Consider the following 22,862-nt stretch of genomic DNA (forward strand, 5'->3'; position numbering starts at 1 on the left):
ACTGGCCGGTGCCGCGCTGCTCCCGCTCACCGGCTGCGCCACGGGCGGACCGGACACCCCGCCCGGCGCGGCGAACGGTCCGGACAGCCGCACCCCGTCGGCCTCGGCCACGCCCCGCAAGAGCCTGCCCCGCACGGACCGCGCCTTCGCCGAGCTGGAGCGGGCGTTCGACGCCCGGCTCGGCGTGTACGCGGTCGACACCGGCGACGGCCGGACTGTCACCCACCGCCCCGACGAACGGTTCGCCTACGCCTCCACCTGCAAGGCCCTGCTCGCCGGTGCCGTCCTGGCCAGGAAGACCCTCCCGCAGATGGAACGCCTCGTGCGCTACGGCCAGGAGGAGATCATCAGCCACTCGCCGATCACCGCGAAGCACGTCGCCACCGGCATGACCCTGCGCGAACTCTGCGACGCCACCATCCGCTACAGCGACAACGCCGCCGCCAACCTCCTCTTCCGCGAACTGGGCGGCCCCCGGGGCCTCCAGGACGCCCTGCGCGGGATCGGGGACGACGTCACCCGCTGCGACCGCTACGAGGTCGCCCTCAGCGACGCCACGCCCGGCGACCTCCGTGACACCAGCACGCCCCGCGCCCTGGCGACGGACCTGCGCGCGTACGCACTCGGCCCCGCCCTCCCCGCGGAGAAGCGGGCCCTGATCACCGACTGGCTCAAGCGCAACACCACCGGCGACCACACCATCCGCGCAGGCACGCCCCGCGGCTGGGTGGTCGGGGACAAGACCGGCACCGGCGGCTACGGGACCCGTAACGACATCGCCATCGTCTGGCCCCCGGGCGCCGCCCCGATCGCGATCGCCGTCCTCTCCCGCCGCGACGTCAAGGACGCCGAACCCGACGACGCCCTGATCGCCGGGGCGGCCAGGGTCGCCCTGGAAGCGTTCGCCTGACGGGTCCACGTGCCTACCGGGCAGGCAGATCCGGGTGGCGGCCCACCGGCAGGAGGTACTGGAGCGGCTGGTCCAGGTCGTCGAGCCCGAAGACCTCGTGCGCCAGGTCGTCCCGGAACCCGCCGAGCGGTGTGGTGCCCAGCCGCAGCGCGGTCGCGGTGAGCAGCAGCGACTGCGCCAGATGGCCCGCCTCCAGCAGTCCCAGCCGCAGGGCGCGCAGACCGTAGCGCTCCCGGAGCCGCCCCAGGTCGGCGTAGAGGCCCAGCACCACCGGCAGCGCGTCCGGGACGATGCCGTCGGGGTCGTCCTCGGAGCGGGAGAGGTACGAGGAGAGCGACCTGATGTCGTCCAGGGCGGGCGCCGGACCGACGTACCGCAGCGAGCGCCGGTCCGGCACGCACTGGTAGGTGCCGGGCGCCAGCCCCTCCACGTCCAGCGCGATCAGCCGGAGACCGGCCGTGTAGAGGGCGCCCGCGCTCGGATACGGCCGGTGGCGCATGAGGCGTTCACCCCCGTCCGCGAACCGGAGGACCGACTCGTGCCCCGACGCGTGCGCGCCCCAGAGCAGGGTGCCGAGCGTCGCCGCGTCGAGAGGCCCGGTGAGCGAACCCCGCCGGGAGACACGGCTGTTCATCACCGTACGCAGCTCCGCCGCCGGGAACGGCCCTGCGGGAAGCGGGAGTTCGGCACCGCCCAGGACGGCGGTCCCGCTGGACGGCTCCCGGGGCGGCACGTCACGGGGAGCCGAGTCCTCCTCCCGCCCGAGTTGGAACTTGCTCCGCTCCAGGTACTGCCGGTCGGGCGAGGTGTGATCGTCCGGGAAGTACGAGGGATCCCCATCCCGGTCCAGCAGTGTCCGCGCGGCCAGCCGGCACACCGCCCGCTCCTCGTCGGGGGCCAGGCCCAGCCGGTTGAGGAGCATGTGCAGCTGGGACGCCCAGATGTGCGGGCGGCCCGGCCGGGGGCGGCCGGAGCACAGCGTCCGATCGGCCTCGCGCACGGTGTCGTACCAGTCGGTGAGCACGGGCGGGGCCGTCCCGTCGTCGAGCGCCTGCCGTACGGCCCGCGCACGGCTCACGAGATCGTCCCGCTGGAGCGCGTAGACGCTGTTGACCCGCGCATGCACGTACCGGGGGGCCAGCAGCGGTACGTCCTCGGCCCACCGCCAGCCCGCGGCGTGGCGCCGCAGCCACTGCGCCGCCGCCAGCCGGTCCGGGCCGCAGGCGAGGGCGGTGGTGTGGGCGAGATCGATGGCCAGGGCGAGCCGGGCACTGCCGCGCGGGGTCTCCCGGACCGCCCGCACGGCCACCCGGCTGGAGCGTACGAACACCTCCTCGGCCACCGGCAGGGCCTCGGGCCCTCCGTAGCGCGCGGTCTCGGGGACGTACGGCACCGCACGGACCTCGGCGTGTTCCGCCTGCCCGGTCCCAGTGCCGGCACCGGGACCGGTGTCCGGCAGTCGCCCGGCCGCCTTCGCGAGGGCGTCCGCCAGGGACACAGCCGTCGCCTCCGACGCCCCGCGCACCCGGATCCGCAGATGGTGCCCGCCCTCGTCGTACCGGATGAAGAACCACCCGCCGGCCTCGCCCCCGGCGACGAGCCCGTCGAGGAGCGGGGCCACCTCCTCGGTGAGGAGGGTGTCGACGTCCTCGGGGGCGGAGCGGAGGAAGCAGTGGAGGCTGAGCCAGGGGGTGTGGTCGGGGCTGTGGGTCACAGTGTCGGGTCCTGCTCCTGCGGGATGGCCGGTGTTCGGTCGCGGGCGTCGGCGTGGACGGGGAGAGTCACGGGAACGGGTGCGGGTGGAGGACGAGTTCGTCGTGAAGCGCCACGCGGGGCGCACGCCCCAGCCGGAACGGCACCTCCAGCAGCCGGTCGAGCCCGAGTGTGCGCCGGTTGACATGGCCGAAGGTCATCGGCAGCGACCCCGGCACTACGACCTTCACCGTGTGCAGCCCCAGCCGGTCCCGCACGACGGACTCGCTCAGTGGCACGGCGATGACCTCCAGGCCGAGACCGGCCAGCCGGGTCACGGTCCGCTCCAGGAGGGTCCGCGCATCCGGTACGGGCTCCGGCGCCGACGCCCCGGGCCAGACGTCCCGCCAGTCCGCCCCCGGGCCGTCCGGGGCATCGGGGTCGCCCGGGCCGTCCCCGTCGAGGAAGTCCAGCCGGGTGAGGGCTTCGGGGAGGGTGTTGACGGCCACATGGTCCGCGAGCGTCCGCACCAGCTCCGGCCGCTCCAGCATCGGGAGCAGCCGCCGCCGGTCGAACATGTCCGGCTCGGCCCGGTGTCGGTGGACCGCGTTGACCACATTGGTCACCGCCTCCGCGACGGCCGACCGGATCGCCGTACGCGGATGGTGGTGGCTCCCGGCGGCGACGAACGCCCGGGGCGCGGAAGCGGGTTCCCCCCGGTGCCGGGCGACGGCGATGACGGCGGGCACCCGGAAGTCGTTCGTCGCGTCGAAGAGGGACACCCGGTAACCGGCGAGCGCCGCACGGTCCACGAGATGCGCCACCTCCGGGTCGTCCGCCGGAACGGAGACCCGCCGCAGCGGCGTGCGCGCGTACCAGGCCATCAGGAACGCGTCCCGCTCGGCCACCTCGAACAGCCCGTACAGCGCCGCCTCGGCGGGGCTGTTGCCCAGCCCGCAGCCGCTGGAGCACTCGTACACCACCCGGGGCCGCCCCGGGCTCGCGTCCCAGTACGCCACGTGCTCGGGCACGGCCGTCGTACGGTCCCGGGTGAGGGACCAGCCGTGCACCCAGTCGAGTGCGAGATCCGGTGTGTACGGGACGGTGGCGGAGGCGGGGTGGCCGTGGTGAACGGGGTCAGGCAGCCCGAGCCGCACCGGATCGACCGCCCGCCCGGGGCCCAGCTCCGCGAACGAGGCGCGGAGCCCCGTCCGCCGGCCGGTGGGGCTCATCGACGCCAGGCGCTCCGCACCCTCGAAGAGCGCGACGCGCTCGCTGCTCGTGAAGTCGACGGACCGGCCGTAGCCGCCGTCCCGGAGGTGGCGGCCGTAGGTCACGTACGCACTGGTCAGGCTGTGCACGGACTCCTCGGTCCGCAGGATCTGGTGGACCGGCCCGAACCGTTCGTCGAACAGCACCTCCCGCAGACCCGCCACGTCCGTGCGGGAGTTGGGCTCGCGCAGCGACTCCGGGTCGCACGGCACACCCGGTGACCTGCGTGTCTCCGGACCGAAGTCCGCCTCGGCCGCTTCGGGCCCGTCCGGTGGCAGCGGCAGGCAGACCACGCACCCGCCGACCGGCTCCAGCCGGTGGGTGGACCAGGTGCCCCGGCCGTGGTGGACGACATGGACGAGCGCCCCGTCCCCGTCGGGGAGCGCCGCCGCCAGGACGGCGACGGCGTCGACGAACGCGGGGGAGGGGCGGCCCGCCAGCCGCAGTGTCGGGCTGTGCCACGGCACCCGGCCGCCGATCGTCGCGAGCCGCCGGTACTCACCGCACGCCAGACACCCTCGTGCGCCGGGCCGCAGAACGGGCCCCACGACGGTCAGCGCACCGTCGCCCCGGACGGGGACGAGCGTCACCGGGTGGTTCAGGGCATGCCGGGACAGTTCCTCGGCCTCTCCCAGGGTCCAGGCGTCCAGGACCACGACCGCGCTGCCCTCGGTGAGGCGCAGGGCGTCGGCGGTGCCGAGGACGGCGGTCGCGGGCGTCTCCTCCGCCAGCGCCTGCCGGAGCGGGTCTGCGACGGTCACCGGGGTCACCGGGGTCCTTCCGTGGGAGCGATGGGGTACGTGCCAGGGCCGGAGCCGGGGGTGGAGCCGGGTCCGGGGCGGGCGTCCGGGGCGGCGGCCCCGGCGGACAGCACGGTGAAGCCGCACTGCCGCAGCGCCGACCACAGCGCGTGGACGTCGGCGTCCGCACAGGGCGGCGGCTCCCACGGCCGCGGGACCCACCCGGTCAGGCCGGCCAGGGCCTCCTGGAGGCCGTGCTCCCGCCCGGCCGACTCCGCCAGCCACGCCGTGGTCCACCCCGCGTCCTCCCACGGAGCCGTCTCCGCCGACCGGGCGAGCGCCGCCGACGCACCGCCGGCGGTCACCGACTGCCGGGCGTGCGGTGCGTCGGCGGCCGCTTGGATCCCGACGACGGCGGAGAGCGCGGCGTAGGCGACGGCGTCGTCGGCCGTGGCCTCGACGGCAGAGCCGAGCGGTTCGGGTGGCGCACCCCCCGCCGTACGGTGCCGCCTCCGGACGACACGGGCGCCGAACACGTCCGCTCCGCCCGTGCCCAGGCGCTCCACGCCCACCTCCGCGTCGACGCCCAGGCGCCGGACCAGGACGGACCACCAGTGCCGCGCCTGCGGATGGTGTGCGGTCTCCGCGCTCCAGGGCACGGGGCTGCGCCTGCCGCCGCTCACCGCAGCCGTCCGCTCCGCGGCCTCCCGGTCCACCGCCCGCCGCAGCGCCCGTCCGCGCGCGTGCTCCACGCCCGCCCCGACCACCACCGGGCCCGACTCCCCATCTCCCAGCCGGAGTTCGGCCGCCCGGCAGACCGCCTCCAGCCGCGCCAGGTCGGCCCGCGCTCCACCGGCCACCAGGTCACCGCCCCGCGCCGCACAGCCGACCAGCGCCGCGGGCAGCTGGGGGAGCGCCCCGGGGTCGGGTTCGTCCAGCACCCCGGTCCAACGGTCGGTGAGCACCGGGATACCGGCCAGGGCCTCGGACAGCGTACGGACGTCGGCGCGCGGCCGGACCCGGTCGGCGTCCACGAGCGCGGCCCCCGGCCAACTGCGGTACTCGCCCCGCAACCCGCCCGGGGACTCCTGCTCCGCGATCAGCACGGTCGGCATCCCCGGGAGCAGCCGGGCGTCACCGGCCTCGGCCGACGGGTCGCGGAGCCCGGCCACCGCGCACACCAGGCGCTGCACGGCGGAGGAGGCCAGGAGCACGGCCGACGCGGGGTGTCCGGATGCCGGATGACCGGTCGCCCGGTCCCGCAACCGGCCCGCCAGAGCCTCGGCGTCGGCCCGGGCCTGCGCCACGCTGCCCACCGGGGTGACGAACCCGAGGCCGGCCCGTACGCCGACCGCCACGGCCACCTCCGCGGCCTCCCGCCCCTGTCCGGACCCCGGGGGTCCGCCGGGCCCGGAGGCGGCCAACAGGATGTGCCCGTCCGGCAGTCCGGCCGTCCCGGCGACCTCCGCACGGAGACCGGCACGGTCCAACGCCCGTGCGGCGGCGCGGACGAGCGGGCTGTCGGGGTGCGCGCCGAGGACCCGCGCCCGGCTGCCGGCGAGCGCGGCCTCCGCGGCCCCGGGCCGTTCGGCCACCGCCCCGAGCCACGGCCCGGCACCCTCTGTCGTCTCTCTGTCCGTCCGTCCGACCAGCAGGTCATGGTCGAGCAGCTGGTCGATGACCGTGAGCAGCGCGGTCCGGAGCGGTGAGCCCGCCGGGGCCGCCCGCACCAGCTCCGCGCGGGCGGCCCGGCTCCGCTCCTCACCCGCCGCCAGTGCCTCGGCCAGCCGCCCCCAGAGCACGGGCAGACCGGCCCCGCCCTCCAGCGTGAGGCTGGTGATCCAGCCCCGCAGATGTACACCGTTGTGGAGCACGGTCACCGAGACGCCGGGCCGTAGCCGCCACCGCCCCAGTGAGTCCAGCGCATCGGAGACGCCCCGCGTGTCCGGCGCGGCCTGATCGACGGTCACCGTTCTTCCCTCCCCTGTGCGTGCCCGGCCCGATAGGTCTCCACCACCAGCTCCACCGCCGCGTGCCGCTCGCCCCGGGCCGGTGCGGGCAGCGCCTCCTCCAGGACGACGCCGTCCGGGTGGCGGGCCAGCCATTTGCCCAGGCAGCGCAGGTGCAGCGCGTCACCGAGGTCGACGTACTGCGGCTTGGGCCGGTCGAGGGCGCGCAGGAGGTCCTCGTCCACCCGCTCACCCCGGCCCGGTGGCGGGGCGTGCAGATAGAGCCGGTCGGGCACGCCGAGCAGGGCCCGCCACCGCGCCACCGTCCCCACGGGCACCTCGCCCTCGGCCGCCAGCTCCCCGAGCAGCACCGCCACCGTGCCGCCCGCCAGCTCCCACCGGCGCCTGCGGAGCACGAGATGGCGGAGGCGGAGGCGGGGCGTGCGCACCAGGTCCCCGCCCGGTACGGGGCTGCGGTGACGGGGTACCAGGGGACCGAAGTCGGTGATGCCGTGCGGGTGGTCCATCAGCAGGGGCGCGAGCCTCGGCTGCAGCAGCAGCGGCGCGAACACCCCGGCGTAGAGCACATCCGCCCACGCGCCGGTCGCCTTGACGCGGACCCGGACCTCATCACCGATCGGGTCGTGGACCAGTTCGACGTCGTCCATGCCGAGTGACGCGCGGGAGCGGTCCGCCCCGATCTCGTCCCGCACGAACAGGGGATGGAGATTGGCGTTGAACCCGCTGACCGGCCGCACCTGGGCCGCACGGGCGCCCGGCCCGAGCGCGTCGGAGACGGCGGCGGCGGTCTCGCGCACGGCCCGGGGCTCCACGGAGTCCAGGAACCGGCTGACGAAGCGCCCCCACCCCCCGTACACATGGTTCACGCACACCGTCCCGCCGGGCGCCCGCTGGAGGAACCCGGTGTACGAGACCGGGCGCCGCGTCGCCCACGACGGCAGCCGGGAGGGGAGCCCGGCCACCAGGCCGGACGGGAGGACGACATCGTCGTCGGGCCCGCCGCCGCTGTCGGCATGGGCCCGGTGCACGGACGCGACCAGCTCGGCCCGGAGCGCGGCGAGCCGGCGCACGCCGTCGGCAGCGGTGGCCCCGCCGCCTCCGTCCGTACCTGCCCTGCCGCCGTCGGCCCCGTCGGCGGCCCCCGCGGCCCGCTGCCACGCCTCGTCCGCGGCCGCGCCGAAGTCCCACACGTGCGGGCAGACCCCGCCGGGCCCGTACCGCTCGACGAAGCTGTCCCGCACCTGCCGGCGCACCTCCGGGCCGAGGTCGAACACCTCCGCCAGGGAGGCCAGTTCGGCCACCGCCCGGTGGTCCGCGTCCCCGAGGAACCCGGCCAGCGGCACGGGCTGCCGCATGACGACGTCCTCGCTGAGCACGGTGAGGCGGCCGGGGGCGGAGCCCACCGGATGGCCCGCTTCGTCGAGGAGCGTGGCCCAGCGGTCCCGGAGGATGGTGAGGAGAGTGGCGCGGCGGCCGGGTTCCGCCGTGCCGAACCCGGCGGTGAGAGCGTCGAGTTCCTCGATGCGGAGGGCCAGGTCGTGGTCCTGTCGCGTGCCGGTGCTCCGCAGCCAGCGGGCCAGCCGGGGGAGCGGGTCCGGGTCCTGCGGGCCGAAGGGCTCCACGGGGACGAGCAGCCCCGCATCGCAGACCTGCCGGACGAAGGCCGAGGCCGCGTCGAGTGCGGCCGGCCGCTCTCCCTCGCCGGACCGGGCCTCCCCTTCCGCGACGAGCCTCTCCGCCAGGGCGGCGGGCGCGGCCGGGGGAACGCACAGCTCCGCCAGCCGGAGCAGCGGTTCCGCCGCGCCGAGGGTGACCTCGTCGTCCTCCACCGCGAGGAAGCGCGCGGCGGTGAAGGCCGTGCGGGAGCGGGCGAAGGAGATACGCCCGCCGGAGACACGCGCACTGCTGCACAGCCGGTGGGGGAGCGTGGAGCGACGGCGCGGGTCGGCCGCCAGCGCGGCGAACAGGGCGTCCACCAGCGTGCGGTTGGCACGGACGACGGCACGGGCCGACCCCAGCGGCAGCTCCACGGCACTCCAGGCCCCGGCGGTCCGGGGATCCACCCCGCCCCGGGCGGCGTCCGGCTCCGCCTCGATCGAGGCCCCGGCTGCCTCCGGCTCCGCACGGCCCGGGGCCCCGGAACCGCCCCTGCGGCCCCCCGACGGCTCCGGCAGCACTCCCCAGCCGACCGCCGTGAACGCGGACAGCGGCGTCGTACGGGCGACCGCCCTGGTCACATGCCGGAGCACGCCCGCCTCCTCCTTCCGCGCCCTGCGGTCCACCGGCCCGTCCGCACCGGCCCGCACCACGGCCCGCAGCAGATCGGCGCTGGTGAACGCGGCCGCGCGGAGGAACGCGGGCTCCCGGCAGAGTCCGGCGAGCACCGACCGCCCGGCCGCGAGAGCGGGTGCGGTCCCGGACCGGAGGGCGGTGACCAGCTCCTCCCTGCGCCCGCGCGCGGCGAGCCAGGCGCGGAGTTCGGGCACCCGGCCGGGCAGGCCGTCCAGACGGTGGAGCAGGGCGGGCCGGGGATCGCGCCCGTTGTGCACGGCGCGGCGGAGCGGCAGCACCACCTCGCGGTGGAAGTCCTCCGAGTGGCCCGCACGGCTGGCGTACAGCGCGTCACCGAGGGCGGGGGACAGCGCCGCGAGCCACTTCTCCAGCGCCACCAGTTCGGCCAGCGCCGCCCGGAACGCGACGGCGGGACCGGGTTCGGCGGGCAGGCTCACCAGGGTCGTCCGGACCAGCGCGCCGGGCGCGATCCGGGGGAGCGGGGCCGAGTGCCCGGCACGGAGGGACGGTGCGGGCAGCTGGAGTTCCGGTACGGGCGGGTTCACATCGATCCAGTCGGCTGGGCGTCGGACAGGGGCGGGCGCACGGTTCGGTCGGGGCCGGATGCGTACGCGTACGGGCCTCCGCGGCACCGCGTCGGCCCGGCGCACCGGACCCGCGGCACCGCGGAAGCCCTCATGGCTCCTGCGTCACGCGGTTTCGAGCGGCAGCGGCGGCTGGACGCTGCACCCGCTGCAGCCCTGACATGACGTCGAGGAGGAGGACGACAGCGAATAGGTGGACTCGCCTATTCCGGCCGTGTCGCGCATCGCGGTGACGGTGATCTCACCGAGATCCAGCGTGCTGAGGTCGAAGGCGGTGGACATCTCGGGAAGTGACATGTGTTCTCCGGGAGTCGTGAGAGCAGGAACGGTGCTTCTGTGCACCGGTTCGGCAGCGTAGATCGCGCCACGACCCCGGGAGCAGCGCCTTAATCGGCCAAGGGAACGGTAAAAGAATGTCCAAAAAGCGAGGTGGTCGACCGGTGGTGGTGCGGGGGCCGGGCCCGCCCCGGCGCTCCGCATTTGCTTCCGGGAAATGACGGATACGGGGATGCGCGACTGAGTGGACTTTCGCTCCGGAGGCGGTCGATCGGAAAGTGAATCGCTCTTCCCGGAGCCTCTCCGTCCGGATGATGTCCGACCGGACGGAGAGGGCGAAGGGCACGGCGAGACAATTCTTACGTTTCGCTCCCGAACCGCTGTTCGGGGAGGCCCGGGCGGTCCAGGTGGTCCGGACGGCCCGGCGGGACGGCACGGTCGGGCACCTGCCGGGCCATGTCCCCGTCGACGGTGCGGGTGAGCAGGTGCAGCGGCGCCGCCCGCGTCCCGGTGGCCTCCGCGGCCGCCCAGTAGGCGCGGCCGGTGGCTGTGTCGACCGTTCCCCGGACCAGCGGGAGATCCGTGGTCCCGGAGGCGTGGAGCAGGGACTCCAGCCGGCAGGACGCGATGGTGTCCGGGATCGAGGGCTGCGCGAGATACCCGGCCACCGCGGCGGCCGGCAGCCCCTCGGCCACCTGCCGTTCGACGGTCCCGGCGTTCAGCAGCCCGCCCCCGACGACCAGGACGTCCCGTGCCCGGTCCATCCGGCTGACGGCCCGCCCGGTGTCGAAGCAGTGCGGGAACGAGTCGTCGACCACCGTCGTACCGGGTTCGAGCCGGTCCACGTCGAGGAGCGCGCCGCCGCCGCTGACCGCCGCGACGATGAGGCGAGCCCCGTAGACCGCGTCGGGAAGCCCCCCGTCCGACTCCAGGACGTCGACGGCGTCCGCGAGACCGCGTTCGCGGAGCCGCTCGGCGAACTCCTTGAGCCGTGGACCGCTGCCCGGTACGTCGCAGAGCAGCAGCCGGGCGGGCGGCGCGGGAGCCCGGCCGAGCAGCAGCTCCAGGGAGGAGGAGCCGATGGAACCCAGCCCCACGAACGCCACGGTGAGGGCGCCCAGCTCCTGCCCGGTCGCCTCGAGCGCCGCATGGACGGTCTTGACGACGGAGACCACGGTCGCCGCATGGCCGGTGGTGACCGCCGGGGCACCCTCGCCCGTACCGACGGCGCGCACGACGTCGAACCCGTAGCCGGTGAGCGAGGGGATCATGCCGGCGAGCGAGACGGAGCGGGCACCGAAGGAGGCGGCGAGGTCCACCCCGCGCGCGGTGTGCCCGAGCAGCGCGTCGCCCGGGGCCAGTTCGTCCGCGAAGAGCGGGACGCAGACGAAGCCCGAACGCCCCAGCGGGGTGCTCAGCGTCTCCAGGAGCCGGGGGCGCCCGTCGGGGAACAACAGGGTGCGCAACTGCTCGCGCGGCAGCTCCGCCTGCGGCAGCCGGGCCAGTCGGGCGAGGTGCGCCGGGGACGGCAGATAGCCGATCAGCGCGGCATCCACGCGCGGCTCCCGCGCGGACCCGACCGGTTCGGGACCGGCGATCGCGTGCGCCGCGCCCCCGCTCCCGGCACGCCGCTGTTCCGGTACCGGCTGCGCGGCCACCGGCTGCGCGGCCACCGCCCGCGTCAGCCCGTCCCGGATCCTGCCCGCGAACACGGCCAGGCCGTCCGGCGTGAACGCCGCCGCAGACGCCCGGACGGTGAGCCGCAGCCGCCCGGCGTCCGTACCGGCCGCCAGGAACACATCCGTACCGACCGGAGGCGGCGTGAACCCGCTCACGCCCTCGCCGCCGCTGTCCTCGCGGTGCACCGTCAGCGTGCGTCCGCCCTCCGGCCCGAGAGCGGAGAAGTCCACGTACGTGAAGAAGAACTGCGAGGCCAGGGGCAGCCCGGTGGGCAGCGAAGGCACGGGACCGTCATGGACCTGCGCCGCCGTGGCCTCCGCGACGACACGCCGGAGATCCCCGGCGAAGTCCGCCTGGCCGAAGGGCCGTCCGTCGTCCGGACGGACCGGTCGCAGGGGTACGGCGGTGGCATACGGCCCGAACACCCGGTGCGTGTCGGGGAGGGCGTGGTCCCGGCCGCTCAGGGCGAGTCCGAGCACCAGGTCCGCCCGCCCGGTCTCCGCCACGAGCGCCCGGTAGTACGCGGTCAGCACGGGGGCGTAGAGGGTGGCGCCCGCACCCGAGGCGAGATGGCGCAGCTCCGCCACCTGGTCGGCCTCGATCGTGAACGAGTGGGTGAGGAAGGGCACATGACGGCGTGCCCCGGCTCCGCCGCCCTCGTCACCGCCACCGAGGACCGGTGGCTCGTAGGGCCTGCTGAGCCGCACCCACCGGCCCTGGTCCCGCGCCGAAGGCGAAGCCGAGGCCGCTGCCGGCGCCGATGTGACGGCACCCGTGCCGGAATCCCGGCCGGTGAGGCGGACGGCGTGGTCGCGGAAGGTGCTGCGCAGAGGGGCCAGAGCCGGTTCCTCACCGCCGGACAGGGCGTCGTACACGGTCGTCAGCTCCCGTGTCAGGAGCGCCGCGCTGTAGCCGTCACCGATGATGTGGTGCGCGTGCACCACGAGCACATGGTCGCCGGGGGCCAGGGTGAGGACCCGCAGGCGCAGGAGCGGCCACGCCCAGGGCTCGAAGCGGCGCTCCCGCTCGGCGGCGACCCTCTCCTCCACCTGGCGCGGGTCGGTGAGGGTCTCGAAGTCGACGGGGAGCCGCAGTGACGGCGGCAGCTCCTGCTGGACCGCCGGGCGCGCCCCGGCGGGGAAGACGGTACGGAGCATGGGGTGCCGTACGACGAGGGCGTCCACCGAGGCCTGGAAACGGGCGGTGTCGAGCGGGCCGCGCAGGCGCAGCCGCGTGAGCCAGGACGACGAGGCCCCGGGTGCCACGGCTTCGGCCAGCAGGAACCCGCGCTGGGTCGGTGTCAGCGGGAAGGGCGTGGGGCCGTCCCCGCCGGCCCCCTGGACCGCAGGGGCGGGCGCGGGGGCATCCGACGGAGCAGCCGCCGCCTCGTCCACTGCGGTGGCCAGGGCGGCCAGGGTCCGGTGGCGGTAGATCACGGTCGGCCGGGGGAGCGGCCCGCCGTGCGTCTCCAGCCGCGCGAACACCTCCAGCACGAGCAGGGAGTCGCCGCCCAGGGCGAAGAAGTCGTCCTCACGGCACACGGTGTCGGCCTGGAGCAGCACGGACCAGATGCGCACCAGCCGGACTTCGGTGGGCGTCGAGGGCGGCGTACGGGGCACGTCCCCGGCCCGCACCGGCTCGCTCGCGCCCTTCTCCCGATCCGCCGCACCCGCCCCGGTCCCGGCTGTGAGCAGCCGGGACCGGTCGATCTTCCCGTTGCCCGTGAGCGGCATCCTCTCGACCGGGACGATGCGGGACGGGACCATGTACGGCGGCAGCGCCGCCGCGAGATGGACCCGCAGCGCCACCGCGTCCACGCCGGACGCCCCCGCCCTCGGCGTCACGAACGCGACGAGACGTCCGTCCTGGAGCAGGACCACGGCCTGGGTGACATCCCGGTGGCCCTCGAGGACGGCCGCGATCTCGCCCGGCTCGACCCGGTTGCCCCGGACCTTCACCTGGTCGTCGAGACGCCCGAGGAAGTCCAGGGTGCCGTCCTCGCGGGCCCGCACACGGTCGCCGCTGCGGTACCAGCGACGCCCCCGCCGGGTCGTGAAGGCGGCCTCGGTCAGGTCCGGTTCACCGAGATACCCGGGGGTCAACCCGACCCCGGCGATGAGGAGTTCACCGGACTCGCCGAACCGGCGGTCCTCCCCGTCCGGGCCGACGACCGCCACCTCCGTACCCGCCACGGGACGCCCGATGGGCAACCGCGTCACATCGTCGGCCGGCCGGGAACGGATGATGTGGCAGGTCGTGTTGATGGTCGCCTCGGTCGGCCCGTACAGGTTGGCGATGCGCTGGCCGTCGCCGAAGAGATCGAACCAGCGGCGCACGTGCGCGGGCGACAGGGCCTCGCCGCCGACATGGATCCACCGGAGGGCGGAGAGACCGGGCCGGGGCGCTCCGCGCCGTACCCGCTCCTCCGAGGCGGTCAGGAGCTGCTCCCAGAGCGTCGGTACGGAGCTCCACACGGTGATCCGGGTGCGCTCGACGTGGGTGAGCAGGAGGTCGGGGTCGCGCAGAAGCTCCCGGTCCACCGTCACCACGGTCGCCCCGACCAGCAGGGGCGCCAGGAGCTGGCGTACGGAGGCGTCGAAGCAGAGTGACGCCGTCTGGGCGAGCCGGTCGTGCTCGTCGTAGCCGAAGGTGCGGAGGGCCCAGGAGAGGTAGTTCTCCATCGAACGGTAGGTGATGGGTACGGCCTTGGGGCGCCCGGTGGACCCGGAGGTGAAGATCACGTAGGCGAGGGCGTCCGCGTCCACGGGCCCGTCCGGACCGTTCCGACCGTCCGGCGGGTTCCCGCATGCCTGTTCCTCCGGTACGGGCTCGGACCGGTCGACGGGGACCAGGGCGCCATCACCGAGGGCCTCGGCCGCCGCACGGGTCGCGTCATGGCAGAGCACCGTACGGGCGCCCGAACGGCCGAGCTGGTCCGCGAGGCGCGCGGTCGGGTGGCCGGCGTCCAGCGGCACCCACCCGGCGCCCGCGCGCAGAACGGCGACGACCGAGACGACGGCGTCGGCGCCGGGCTCGGTGAGGAGCCCGACGAGGCTCCCCGGGGTGACCCCCCGGGCCACGAGCCGGGCCGCGAGCGCATGGGAGGCGCGGTCGAGTTCTGCGTACGTGAGAGTGGTGCCGGTGCCGCGCCCGGCCGGTGTGCTCCCCGCGCCCGTGTCGACGGCGATCGCGTCCGGGGTGGCCCGGAAGCGTGCGAGGAGCCGCCCCACGATCGTGGCGGACCCGGACCCGGACCCGGACCCGGACCCGGACCCGGACCCGGACCCGGACCCGGACCCGGACCCGGAACTGCCTTCGGCTGTCGGGTGCGCGGTCCCGGCCCCGGCCCCGTCCTGGACGGTGGGCCCGTCCGCCCCGGTGAGGGCGGTCAGCTCGTCGTGGAAGTCGCGGTCCAGGCGGGCCACCGTCGCCGGGTCGAAGAGGCGGACGGGGAAGTTCCACGAGAACCGCAGGACCGTGTCGTCCTGCCAGCACAGCAGGCTGAGCCGGGTCGCGCTCGTCCCGGTCCCGGCGGCGGTCGGCCGGACCGACACCGGGCACCGCGCGTCGAGCGCGGCCGGGAAGCGGGCGAAGCTGAACCCGGCCGGGCTCACGGTCCTCGGCCCGGCCACCACCGCGCCCGGGGTCCGCGGCTCGGCGACAGCCGCGCTCACGGTCTCCGGCCCGGCCGCCACCGCGCCCAGGGCCCTCGGTCCGGCCCCGGCCGGACCCACCGCCCCCCGCTCCGCCCCGGCGGGGCGTTCTCTCCGCAGCCGGGCCAGGTCGAGGCCGGTGGGCGCCGCATGCCGCTCGCTCTCCAGCCAGATCCGCCCGATCCGCTCGGCCAGCTCCCACACCGACTCGTCCGGATCGCTCTCGCACAGCAGCGGCAGGGTGTCGGCCAGCGGCCCCACCAGCCGGTCCAGCCCCGGCAGCCGGCCCTCCCGCCGGGCGCGGGCGACGTTCACCGCGATCTCGCGCTGCCCGCCGCTCCACCGTCCCAGACACCGCACATGGACGGCGAGCAGCAAATGGAACAGGCTCACCCCGTGCGCGGCGGCCCGCTCCTCCAGCGCGGCGGTCGACCGCGCTTCCAGGGCGCTGAGATGGGTGGCCAGGGGAGCGGTCGGGAGGGCGTCCGGATCACCGTCGTACGGCAGCCGCAGCGCCTCGCCCCGGGAGGCCAGCCGCTCCGACCAGTGACGCAGATCGGCGGCGAGGGCCCCGGCCCCGGCGGCGGAGGCCCGCTCCTCGGCGGCAGCGGCGGAGTAGCGCGCGAAGTCGGTGGAGAGCACGGGCAGTTCGGTAGCCTGCTCCCGCCCCTGCGCGAAGGCGGTGTAGAGCGACCAGAGTTCCTCCGCGAGGACGTTGAGGCTGTATCCGTCGCCCGCCGCATGGTGGATCACCAGCACCAGATGGGCCAGGTCCGGGGCTTCGCGGGCGAGGACCGCGCGGACCGGCGGCTCGGCGGAGAGGTCGAACGGCCGGTTGCGCAGGGCGTTCTCCAGCTCCTCGACGGGACCGGGCCGCTCGCGCACCTCGTACCAGTCGGCGAGGGCGGCGGCAGGCGCGACGTACTGCCGGGGCACCCCGCCGCCTCCGTCCCCCGCGCCGCTCGCGATACGGATCCGCAGCATGGAGTGCCGGTCGGCCAGCGCGGCGAGGGCGCGGCCGAGGAGTCCGGTGTCCAGAGGGCCCCGGACGGTCTGGCGGACATACCCGTGGGCCGGGATGTCCGGATGCAGCCGCTCGCCGGTGTACAGGGCCAGCTGGACCGGGGTGAGCGGGAACGCCACCCCGTCAGCGACCGGGGAAGGGGCCGGCGAGGGCACCGGAGCCGGGGCTGCGGAGGCGTCCAGATGGGCGGCCAGCTCACGGACGGTCCGGTACTCGAAGAAGAGCGTGGCGGGCAGGGCTGCGCCCGACTCCCGTTCGAGCTGCCGTACGAGGTCGACGGCGGCGAGCGAGTCGAGGCCGAGGGAGAGGAACGGCGCGTCGTCGGGGATCTCGGCGGCGGGCAGCCGCAACGCCGCGCCCAGGAGCCGACGCAGCAACGCGGCGGTATCCGTACCGGCACCCGTACTCGTACGGGCAGCGGCGTCGGCGGTCGGCCCGGTGGCACCGGCCGGAGACGGGGACGTAGGCCCGGACAGCGGAACGACCTCCGCGGGCCGAGACGGCACCACCGGACCCGTACCCGACGACGGGGCCCCGTCCGCATCCGCATGCGAGCGCGGGGGCTCAAGGTCCGCCAGCAGCACCTGCGGCGCGTCGGTCCCGCACGCCGTCAGGAGTGCCTCCAGTGCGGGGCCGGTGCCCACCGGCCGGCCACCGGCCCGCCGTGCAACGGGGGACCCCTGCCCGGAAGCGGCGCCCGGGCCCGCACCGAGGCCCGCGGCCATCCCCGTCCCGGCGAACGCGGCGAGGTTCACGGACCGCCAGGGCCTGCCCGCCCGCCGCTCCGAGGCGGCGAACGCGTCGAGGAAGGCGTTGGCACCGGCGTACTCGCCCAGGCCGCCCGCCAGGCCGGGCAGCAGCGCCGAGACGGACGAGAACGCGACGCAGACCACCGGGTCGAGCCCGTGCCGTCGCAGAGCAGCCGAGAGCAGCACGGCTCCCCGTGCCTTCGCGGCCAGGGCGGCGGCGCTCTCCTCGGCGCGCCGGTTCCGCAGCGTGCCGGGGCGCACCACCCCCGCCGCGTGGAAGAGGCCGTCCAGACGGGGCAGTCCACCGATGAGCACGTCGACGTCCCGCTCCACCGAGACATCGGCCACGCGGTAGTGGACGGTCGCGCCCAGGGCCCGCAACTCCTCGACGAGCCCGGCGGGCGGCTCCGGTGAGCGCCCGGCGAGCACGAGAACGGGCCGGCCCCTTCCGGCCAGCTCGCGGGCGAGCGCACCCCCGATTCCGCCACCGCCCCCGGTGATGAGGAAGGTGCCGTCGGACGGCAGCGGGGACGCGGCCGCCACTGGGGCCGCCAGCGGCGCGATCCGGCGGGTGAGCCTGCGCCCCGCCCGCCACGCGACCGTGATGGCCTCGCCCGGAGCGCCGTCACCGTCCGCGCGCAGCTCCGCCAGCACGGCCGCCAGCCGCTGAGCAGGGGTGTCCAATGAGCAGAGGTCGACCCCGACGGCCGAACGGCCCGGTGTCTCCACCGGCAGGGCCAGCAGCGCCCCGCCCAGCACCGCGTGGGCGGGCCGTGGCCGCTCGGGCGCTACCCCCGTGGTGTGGACGTCCTCCGTCAGCACCACCATCCGGCGCGCCCGCGTCGCGTCGAGCCTGCCGAGCGCCACGTCGAAGGCGGCCAGCGCGGCCTCCTGCGCCCGGCCGACCGCGTCGGCGCCCTCCTCCAGGGCCGGTGCGGGCCCGGCCACCAGCACCACGGCGTCCGGTGGCTCCTCGCCCCCGGTGTGCAGCGGGACTCCCTCGGCGGCCAGTTGACGCCCCAGTAGTTCGACGGCCGTGGCGTCGGGTCCGGTCAGCAGCACGGACCGTACGACCGCGGTCGAGGCATCGGGCAGCGCGGTGTCCTCCCACCTCACCCGGTGCAGCAGGGGACTCACCGGCGGATCGGCCCAGTACCGGTCGCGCCGGAAGGGGTAGGTGGGCAGCGGAACCCGCCGGTGGCCCGCGTCGAGCGCGGTACGGTCCAGCGGCACCCCTCGCGACCAGAGCCGCCCGACGGTCTCCAGCAGCGCGCGCCGCCCGCCGCTCCCCGTCGTACGGTCGTCGCCCGGCGCCGTACGGCTGTCGGGACCGCCGGGCAGGGCGGGAAGCACCAGCACATCACCGGGCGTCGCACCGCCGTCCGCCCCCGCCTGCGCCGCCGCGCGGGCCGCACCGGACAGGGTCGCCCCGTGCCCGACCTCGACGAACGTGTCGTACCCCTCCCGTGCCAGGCGCTCCACGGCGGCCCCGAACAGGACCGGCCGCAGGGCATGGTCGCGCAGGTACTCCGGGCCGGGAACGGGCTGCCACTCGGCGGTGACGGTGCTCATCAGCGGGACGGACGGCTCGTGCACGGTGAGCGCACGCGCCGCGTCGGCGAGCCGCTCCGCCACCGGGAGCATGAGCGGCGAGTGGAAGGCCCGGGACACCCGCAGACGGCGTACGGGAACGCCCCGGCCGTCCAGGTGACGAGCGGCGCGCTCGACGGCGGGGAGGGAACCGGAGAGGACCTGAAGCCCCGGCCCGTTGTACGCCGCGACAGCGAGCTCCCCGCCGCCTCCGGCACCGCCCTCCGCCGCGGCGGACTCGGCCACCAACGCCGCGACGGCCTCCTCGCCCCCACGTACGGCCAGCATGGCCCCGGCCTCCGTGAACTCCCCCATGAGACGGCCGCGTTCGGCGGCGAACCGCACGGCGTCCGGCAGGCTCAGCACCCCGCCCGCACAGGCCGCGGCGATCTCCCCGACACTGTGCCCGGCCACCGCGTCGGGCTCCGCACCCCACGTGCGCAGCTGGCGGGCGAGCGCGACCCCGGAGGCGACCAGCAACGGCTGCGCCACCTCGGTGAGGGCCAGGTCGGCAGGGTCGGCATCCGGGTCGAGCGCCCACTCCACCAGGGCCCGCCCCCGGACCGGCCCGAGGAGGTCGGACGCCTCGTCGAGGGTGTCGCGGAACAGCGGAGCCGTACGGTACAGAGCCCGGTCCCGGCCCGGGAACTGCGCCCCCTGCCCGGGAAACAGGAAGACGACCCGGGGCCGCGCACGGGCGACCACCCCTCCGTGCGCGGCGGCGGTCGCAAGCCGGGCGGCCAGATCACCTTCCGCGACGACGGCGAGCCGGTGGGGGCCGTCGTCCCGCGAGGTGCTCGCGGTCAGGCACACATCCCCCTCGTCCAGCTCCGGATGCCCGTCCAGATGAGCGGCCAGCCGGTCAGCCGCCGCCCGCAGCCCGTCCGTGCTCCGGGCCGACAGGGTCAGCAGACGGGCGGCGCCCCCCGATCCGCTCTCGTACGGGAGGCCGGAGGACGAGGCGCCCGCATCCGCCGCATCCGACACGTTCACCGCATCCACCACATCCGCCACATGGCGCGGCGCCTCCTCCAGCACGGCATGGGCGTTGGTGCCTCCGAACCCGAAGGCGTTGACCCCCGCCACGAGCGTCCCGGCCGCGGTCCACTCACGGGCCTCGGTCACCACGGAGAACCCGGCGGGCGCGAGGCCCGGCGCGGGGGAGGCGTGGTGCAGCGACGGGGGAAGCCTCCGGTGGCCGAGGGCCAGCACGACCTTCACCAGGGACGGCAGCGCCGCCGCGTTGAGGAGATGCCCGATGTTCGTCTTGACCGAGCCGAGCAGCCGGGGCTCGCCGTCCGGCCGTACGGGAAACGCGTGGGCGAGCGACCGCAGCTCGATCGGATCACCCACGGCCGTACCCGTCCCATGGGCCTCCACATAGGTGACCGAGGCGGGATCGACCCCGGCCGCCTCGTACGCCCGGCCGATGACCTCGCGCTGCCGCAACGGGTTGGGCGCCAGGAGGCTCATCGAACGCCCGTCGTTGTTGACGGCCGTGCCCCGGACGACCGCGAGCACCCGATCGCCCCCCGCCCGCGCGGCGTCCCACCGCGTCAGGACGATCGCGGCACCCCCTTCACCCGGCACGAACCCGTCGGCGTCCGCGCCGAAGGCGCGGCTGCGCCCGGTGGGGGAGAGGGCCTGGGCGTCCTCCAGCAATCGGTGACCGGTAGCGGTCAGATGCAGGTTGACCCCGCCTACCACGGCGAGATCGCACTCACCCTCGGCCAGACTGCGCCGTGCCAGATGGAGGGCGACCAGCCCCGACGAGCACGCCGTGTCGACGGCGAGCGCCGGCCCGTCGAGATCGAGGCACTGCGAGACCCGGGCGGCGATGAGGCTCGGCAGATTCCCGGTGAGCACACCGGGCAGCGGCGACCCGTCGGCGGAGGCGCGGTCCAGCACCTCGCGGTAGCCGCTCTCCCCGACAGCCGCGAACACCCCGACCCGGAGGCCACGCCGACGGGGCCCCGCGTATCCGGCACGTTCGAGGGCCTCATGGGCGAGTTCGAGGAAGATCCGCGCCTGCGGATCGAGCGCGCGGGCCTCGTCCGCACCGATACCGAAGTAGCCCGCGTCGAATGCGGCGGGGTCGTCCAGCAGAGCACCCCATCGCGCCCGGCGCCCTGCCGACGTGCGGTCCCCGGAGCCACCCCAACGCCCTTCCGGTACGGGGGTGACAGCGTCGCGCCCCTCGACGAGCAGGTCCCAGAAGGCGTCGGGCGTGTCGGCCCCGGGAAAGCGGCAGGCCATCCCGATGACGGCTGCGGAGGCGGACACGGAAGCTTCCCCGGGCACCCGGACCCCGGAGGCGGCGGCCGAAGCGGCGGCCTGGACGAGGGCGGGGACCGTCGCGGAGCCGGCTCCGGCTGCGGAAGCCGCCCCGGCATCCCGGCCCCCCGACGCGGCCTCGGAAGCGGCCCGCACCCGGTCGGCGTCCCGAACCGGCGGGACCGCCAGAAGGTGCCCGGCCAGCGCGGCGACGGTGCCGTGGTCACGGATCACCGCAGGCGGCAGAGCCAGCCCGAACGCGTCCTCCAGAGCAACGAGCACCTCCATGGCCTTGAGCGACGTCCCCCCGAGGCTCCCGAACGGCTCGTGGAGCCCGATGGTCCCGGCGGCCCGCCCCAGCACCCGCGCCCACACCTCCCGCACGACCTGCTCGGCCTCCCCGCGCGACCGGGGCGCCTCGGCCCGGACGGCAGGCAGGGCCTCCGCACCGCCGGACGGCCGGCCGACCACCCCCGCTCCCAGCCGACCCGCCTCGAACCGCTCCCGCAGCCGCTGCCGCTGCAGCTTCCCGCTCGTCGTCCGGGGAAAGGCCCCCGGAGCCAGGGCCAGCACGCGCACATCGTCATGGAGGAGCGCCTCGCGCACCCGGGCCGCGACCCGTTCGAGCACCTCCGCAGCCTCGCGCGGCGGCCGGGCCCAGGGGACGACGACGACCACGCGCTCGCCACCCGTCACGGGGTCGGTCGAGCCCACCACCGCGGGGGCGCCCGGAGGCAGCCCGGGGGTGGCCGCGGCGACCGCCTCCAGGTCAGGGGCGTGGAAGGTACGGCCGTTGAGGAACAGCACGTCCTTGTGGCGGCCCGTCACACACAGCCGCCCCTCCCGCAGGAACCCGAGGTCGCCGGTGCGCAGCCACCCGTCGGAGAACACCTCCGCGCTCGCACCCGGAAGGCCGTGGTAGCCACGGGCCAGCTGGGGGCCGCGTACCAGGATGTGCCCGACCCGCCGGTCGCCCAGCTCCACGCCCCCGTCGTCGACGATCCGTACGGCGCACCCCGCCACCGGAAGCCCCACATCCATCAACTCGACGGCCCCCGCGCCCGCCACGGTGTCGACGGCTCTGCCCCGGCCCAGCGCCGCCCGGTCCAGGACCAGCGGCTCGGCGACCTCACCCGGAGGCGGGAACGTCACCGCCAGCGTCGCCTCCGCCAGTCCGTAGACCGGCTGGGCCGCCGCCGGATCGAGGCCCGCCGGGCGCATCCGGCGCGCGAACTCCCGCCACACCGCAGGGGCGATCGGCTCCGCCCCCACCAGCATCAGCCGGACGCTCGACAGATCCAGCCGCCCGACGACCTCCTCGGGAACCCGCCGTACGGCCAGCGCGAGGGCGAAGTTGGCCGCGGAGAGCACCGTGGCCCGATGCCGGTCCGCCACCTCGAACCACACCCGGGGCCGCTTGGCGAACGTCAGCGGTCCGATCTTGACCTGCTTGGCACGGGCGGCGAGCGGCGCCAGGTGGGTACCGATGAGGCCCATGTCATGGAAGTACGGCATCCAGCTGACCACGACATCACCGGAACCGAGCCCCGAGGCCGCGCCTATCTGCTCCAGATTGGCGAGCACCGCCCGATGGGTCACCTCCACCCCCTTGGGCACACCGGTGCTCCCGGACGAGAACTGCAGGAACGCGACCTCGTCCGGCCCGGCGACGGCGGGTTCCTCCAGCACCGGCCCCCGGCGCAGCGCATCGACGTCCAGAGCCCGTACGTCACCGGGGAGTTCCGCCACCACCGACGCGCTCGCCGCATCCACGACGAGGGGCGGCCGGCCCAGGTGCTCCCAGACCGGCAGCGCGCGCCGGCCGTCGGGAGCCAGCGGCACGGGGACGAGCCCGGCGGCGAGCGCGCCCCAGAACATCGGCTGGAAGTCCTCGCTCCGATCGGCCAGCAGGGGCACACAGGTCCCCGGCGCGATGCCCGCCCCCCGCAGCCCCCCGGCCACGCGCAGCGCGTCGTCCAGCAGTTCGCGGAGGGTGACGGTCAGTTCGCCGCCGTCGCCGCGCACATGGACGACGACCTGCCCGGGAGCCTCCCGAACCGCGCCCAGCAGTACATCCAGCAGTGTCATGTTGGTGTCGTCCACCGGTCCGTCGGTCCGTTCTCCACACGCGCGGATACGCACGCACTGATCGTTGC

Annotated in this window: 7 protein-coding genes; 1 reads left to right on the forward strand and 6 read right to left on the reverse strand. The window is 75.8% G+C overall.

The features are described 5' to 3' along the window. Window position 1: 1 nt before the first annotated feature. A complete protein-coding gene (gene bla / locus ACQ9ZG_RS33050; protein ID WP_499281660.1) occupies window positions 2-910 on the forward strand; it encodes a class A beta-lactamase in 909 nt (302 codons plus the stop codon). 13 nt (window positions 911-923) lie between these two features. Here bla and ACQ9ZG_RS33055 read toward each other — a convergent pair whose 3' ends face one another. From ACQ9ZG_RS33055 to ACQ9ZG_RS33080, 6 genes are all read right to left on the reverse strand, one after another. Continuing rightward, window positions 924-2,624 (reverse strand): thiopeptide-type bacteriocin biosynthesis protein, encoded by a 1,701-nt coding sequence (locus ACQ9ZG_RS33055; RefSeq protein WP_499281552.1) that lies wholly within the window; start codon window positions 2,622-2,624, stop codon window positions 924-926. 67 nt (window positions 2,625-2,691) lie between these two features. Continuing rightward, window positions 2,692-4,635, reverse strand: a complete 1,944-nt coding sequence (locus ACQ9ZG_RS33060) for a TOMM precursor leader peptide-binding protein (protein WP_258312462.1) — start codon at window positions 4,633-4,635, stop codon at window positions 2,692-2,694. 5 nt (window positions 4,636-4,640) lie between these two features. Beyond that, window positions 4,641-6,584 carry a hypothetical protein gene (locus tag ACQ9ZG_RS33065; RefSeq protein ID WP_499281553.1) on the reverse strand — a complete coding sequence of 648 codons (1,944 nt, stop codon included), beginning with the start codon at window positions 6,582-6,584 and terminating at the stop codon, window positions 4,641-4,643. Beyond that, window positions 6,581-9,421 carry a lantibiotic dehydratase gene (locus tag ACQ9ZG_RS33070; RefSeq protein ID WP_499281554.1) on the reverse strand — a complete coding sequence of 947 codons (2,841 nt, stop codon included), beginning with the start codon at window positions 9,419-9,421 and terminating at the stop codon, window positions 6,581-6,583. The genes ACQ9ZG_RS33065 and ACQ9ZG_RS33070 overlap by 4 nt, the downstream gene beginning before the upstream one ends. Before the next feature lie 144 nt (window positions 9,422-9,565). Then, a complete protein-coding gene (locus ACQ9ZG_RS33075) occupies window positions 9,566-9,757 on the reverse strand; it encodes a thiazolylpeptide-type bacteriocin (RefSeq protein ID WP_018487810.1) in 192 nt (63 codons plus the stop codon). A gap of 338 nt (window positions 9,758-10,095) precedes the next feature. Then, complete coding sequence (locus ACQ9ZG_RS33080) at window positions 10,096-22,794, reverse strand: amino acid adenylation domain-containing protein (RefSeq protein WP_499281555.1); 12,699 nt, start codon at window positions 22,792-22,794, stop codon at window positions 10,096-10,098. Window positions 22,795-22,862 lie beyond the last annotated feature (68 nt).

The sequence above is a fragment of the Streptomyces araujoniae genome, assembly GCF_050871195.1.
GTDB classification, from domain to species: domain Bacteria; phylum Actinomycetota; class Actinomycetes; order Streptomycetales; family Streptomycetaceae; genus Streptomyces; species Streptomyces bacillaris.

Coding starts and splice junctions, on each gene's coding strand:
- ACQ9ZG_RS33075 (WP_018487810.1), bottom strand. CDS start 9,757: ATGTCACTTCCCGAGATGTCCACCGCCTTCGACCTCAGCACGCTGGAT.
- ACQ9ZG_RS33080 (WP_499281555.1), bottom strand. CDS start 22,794: ATGACACTGCTGGATGTACTGCTGGGCGCGGTTCGGGAGGCTCCCGGG.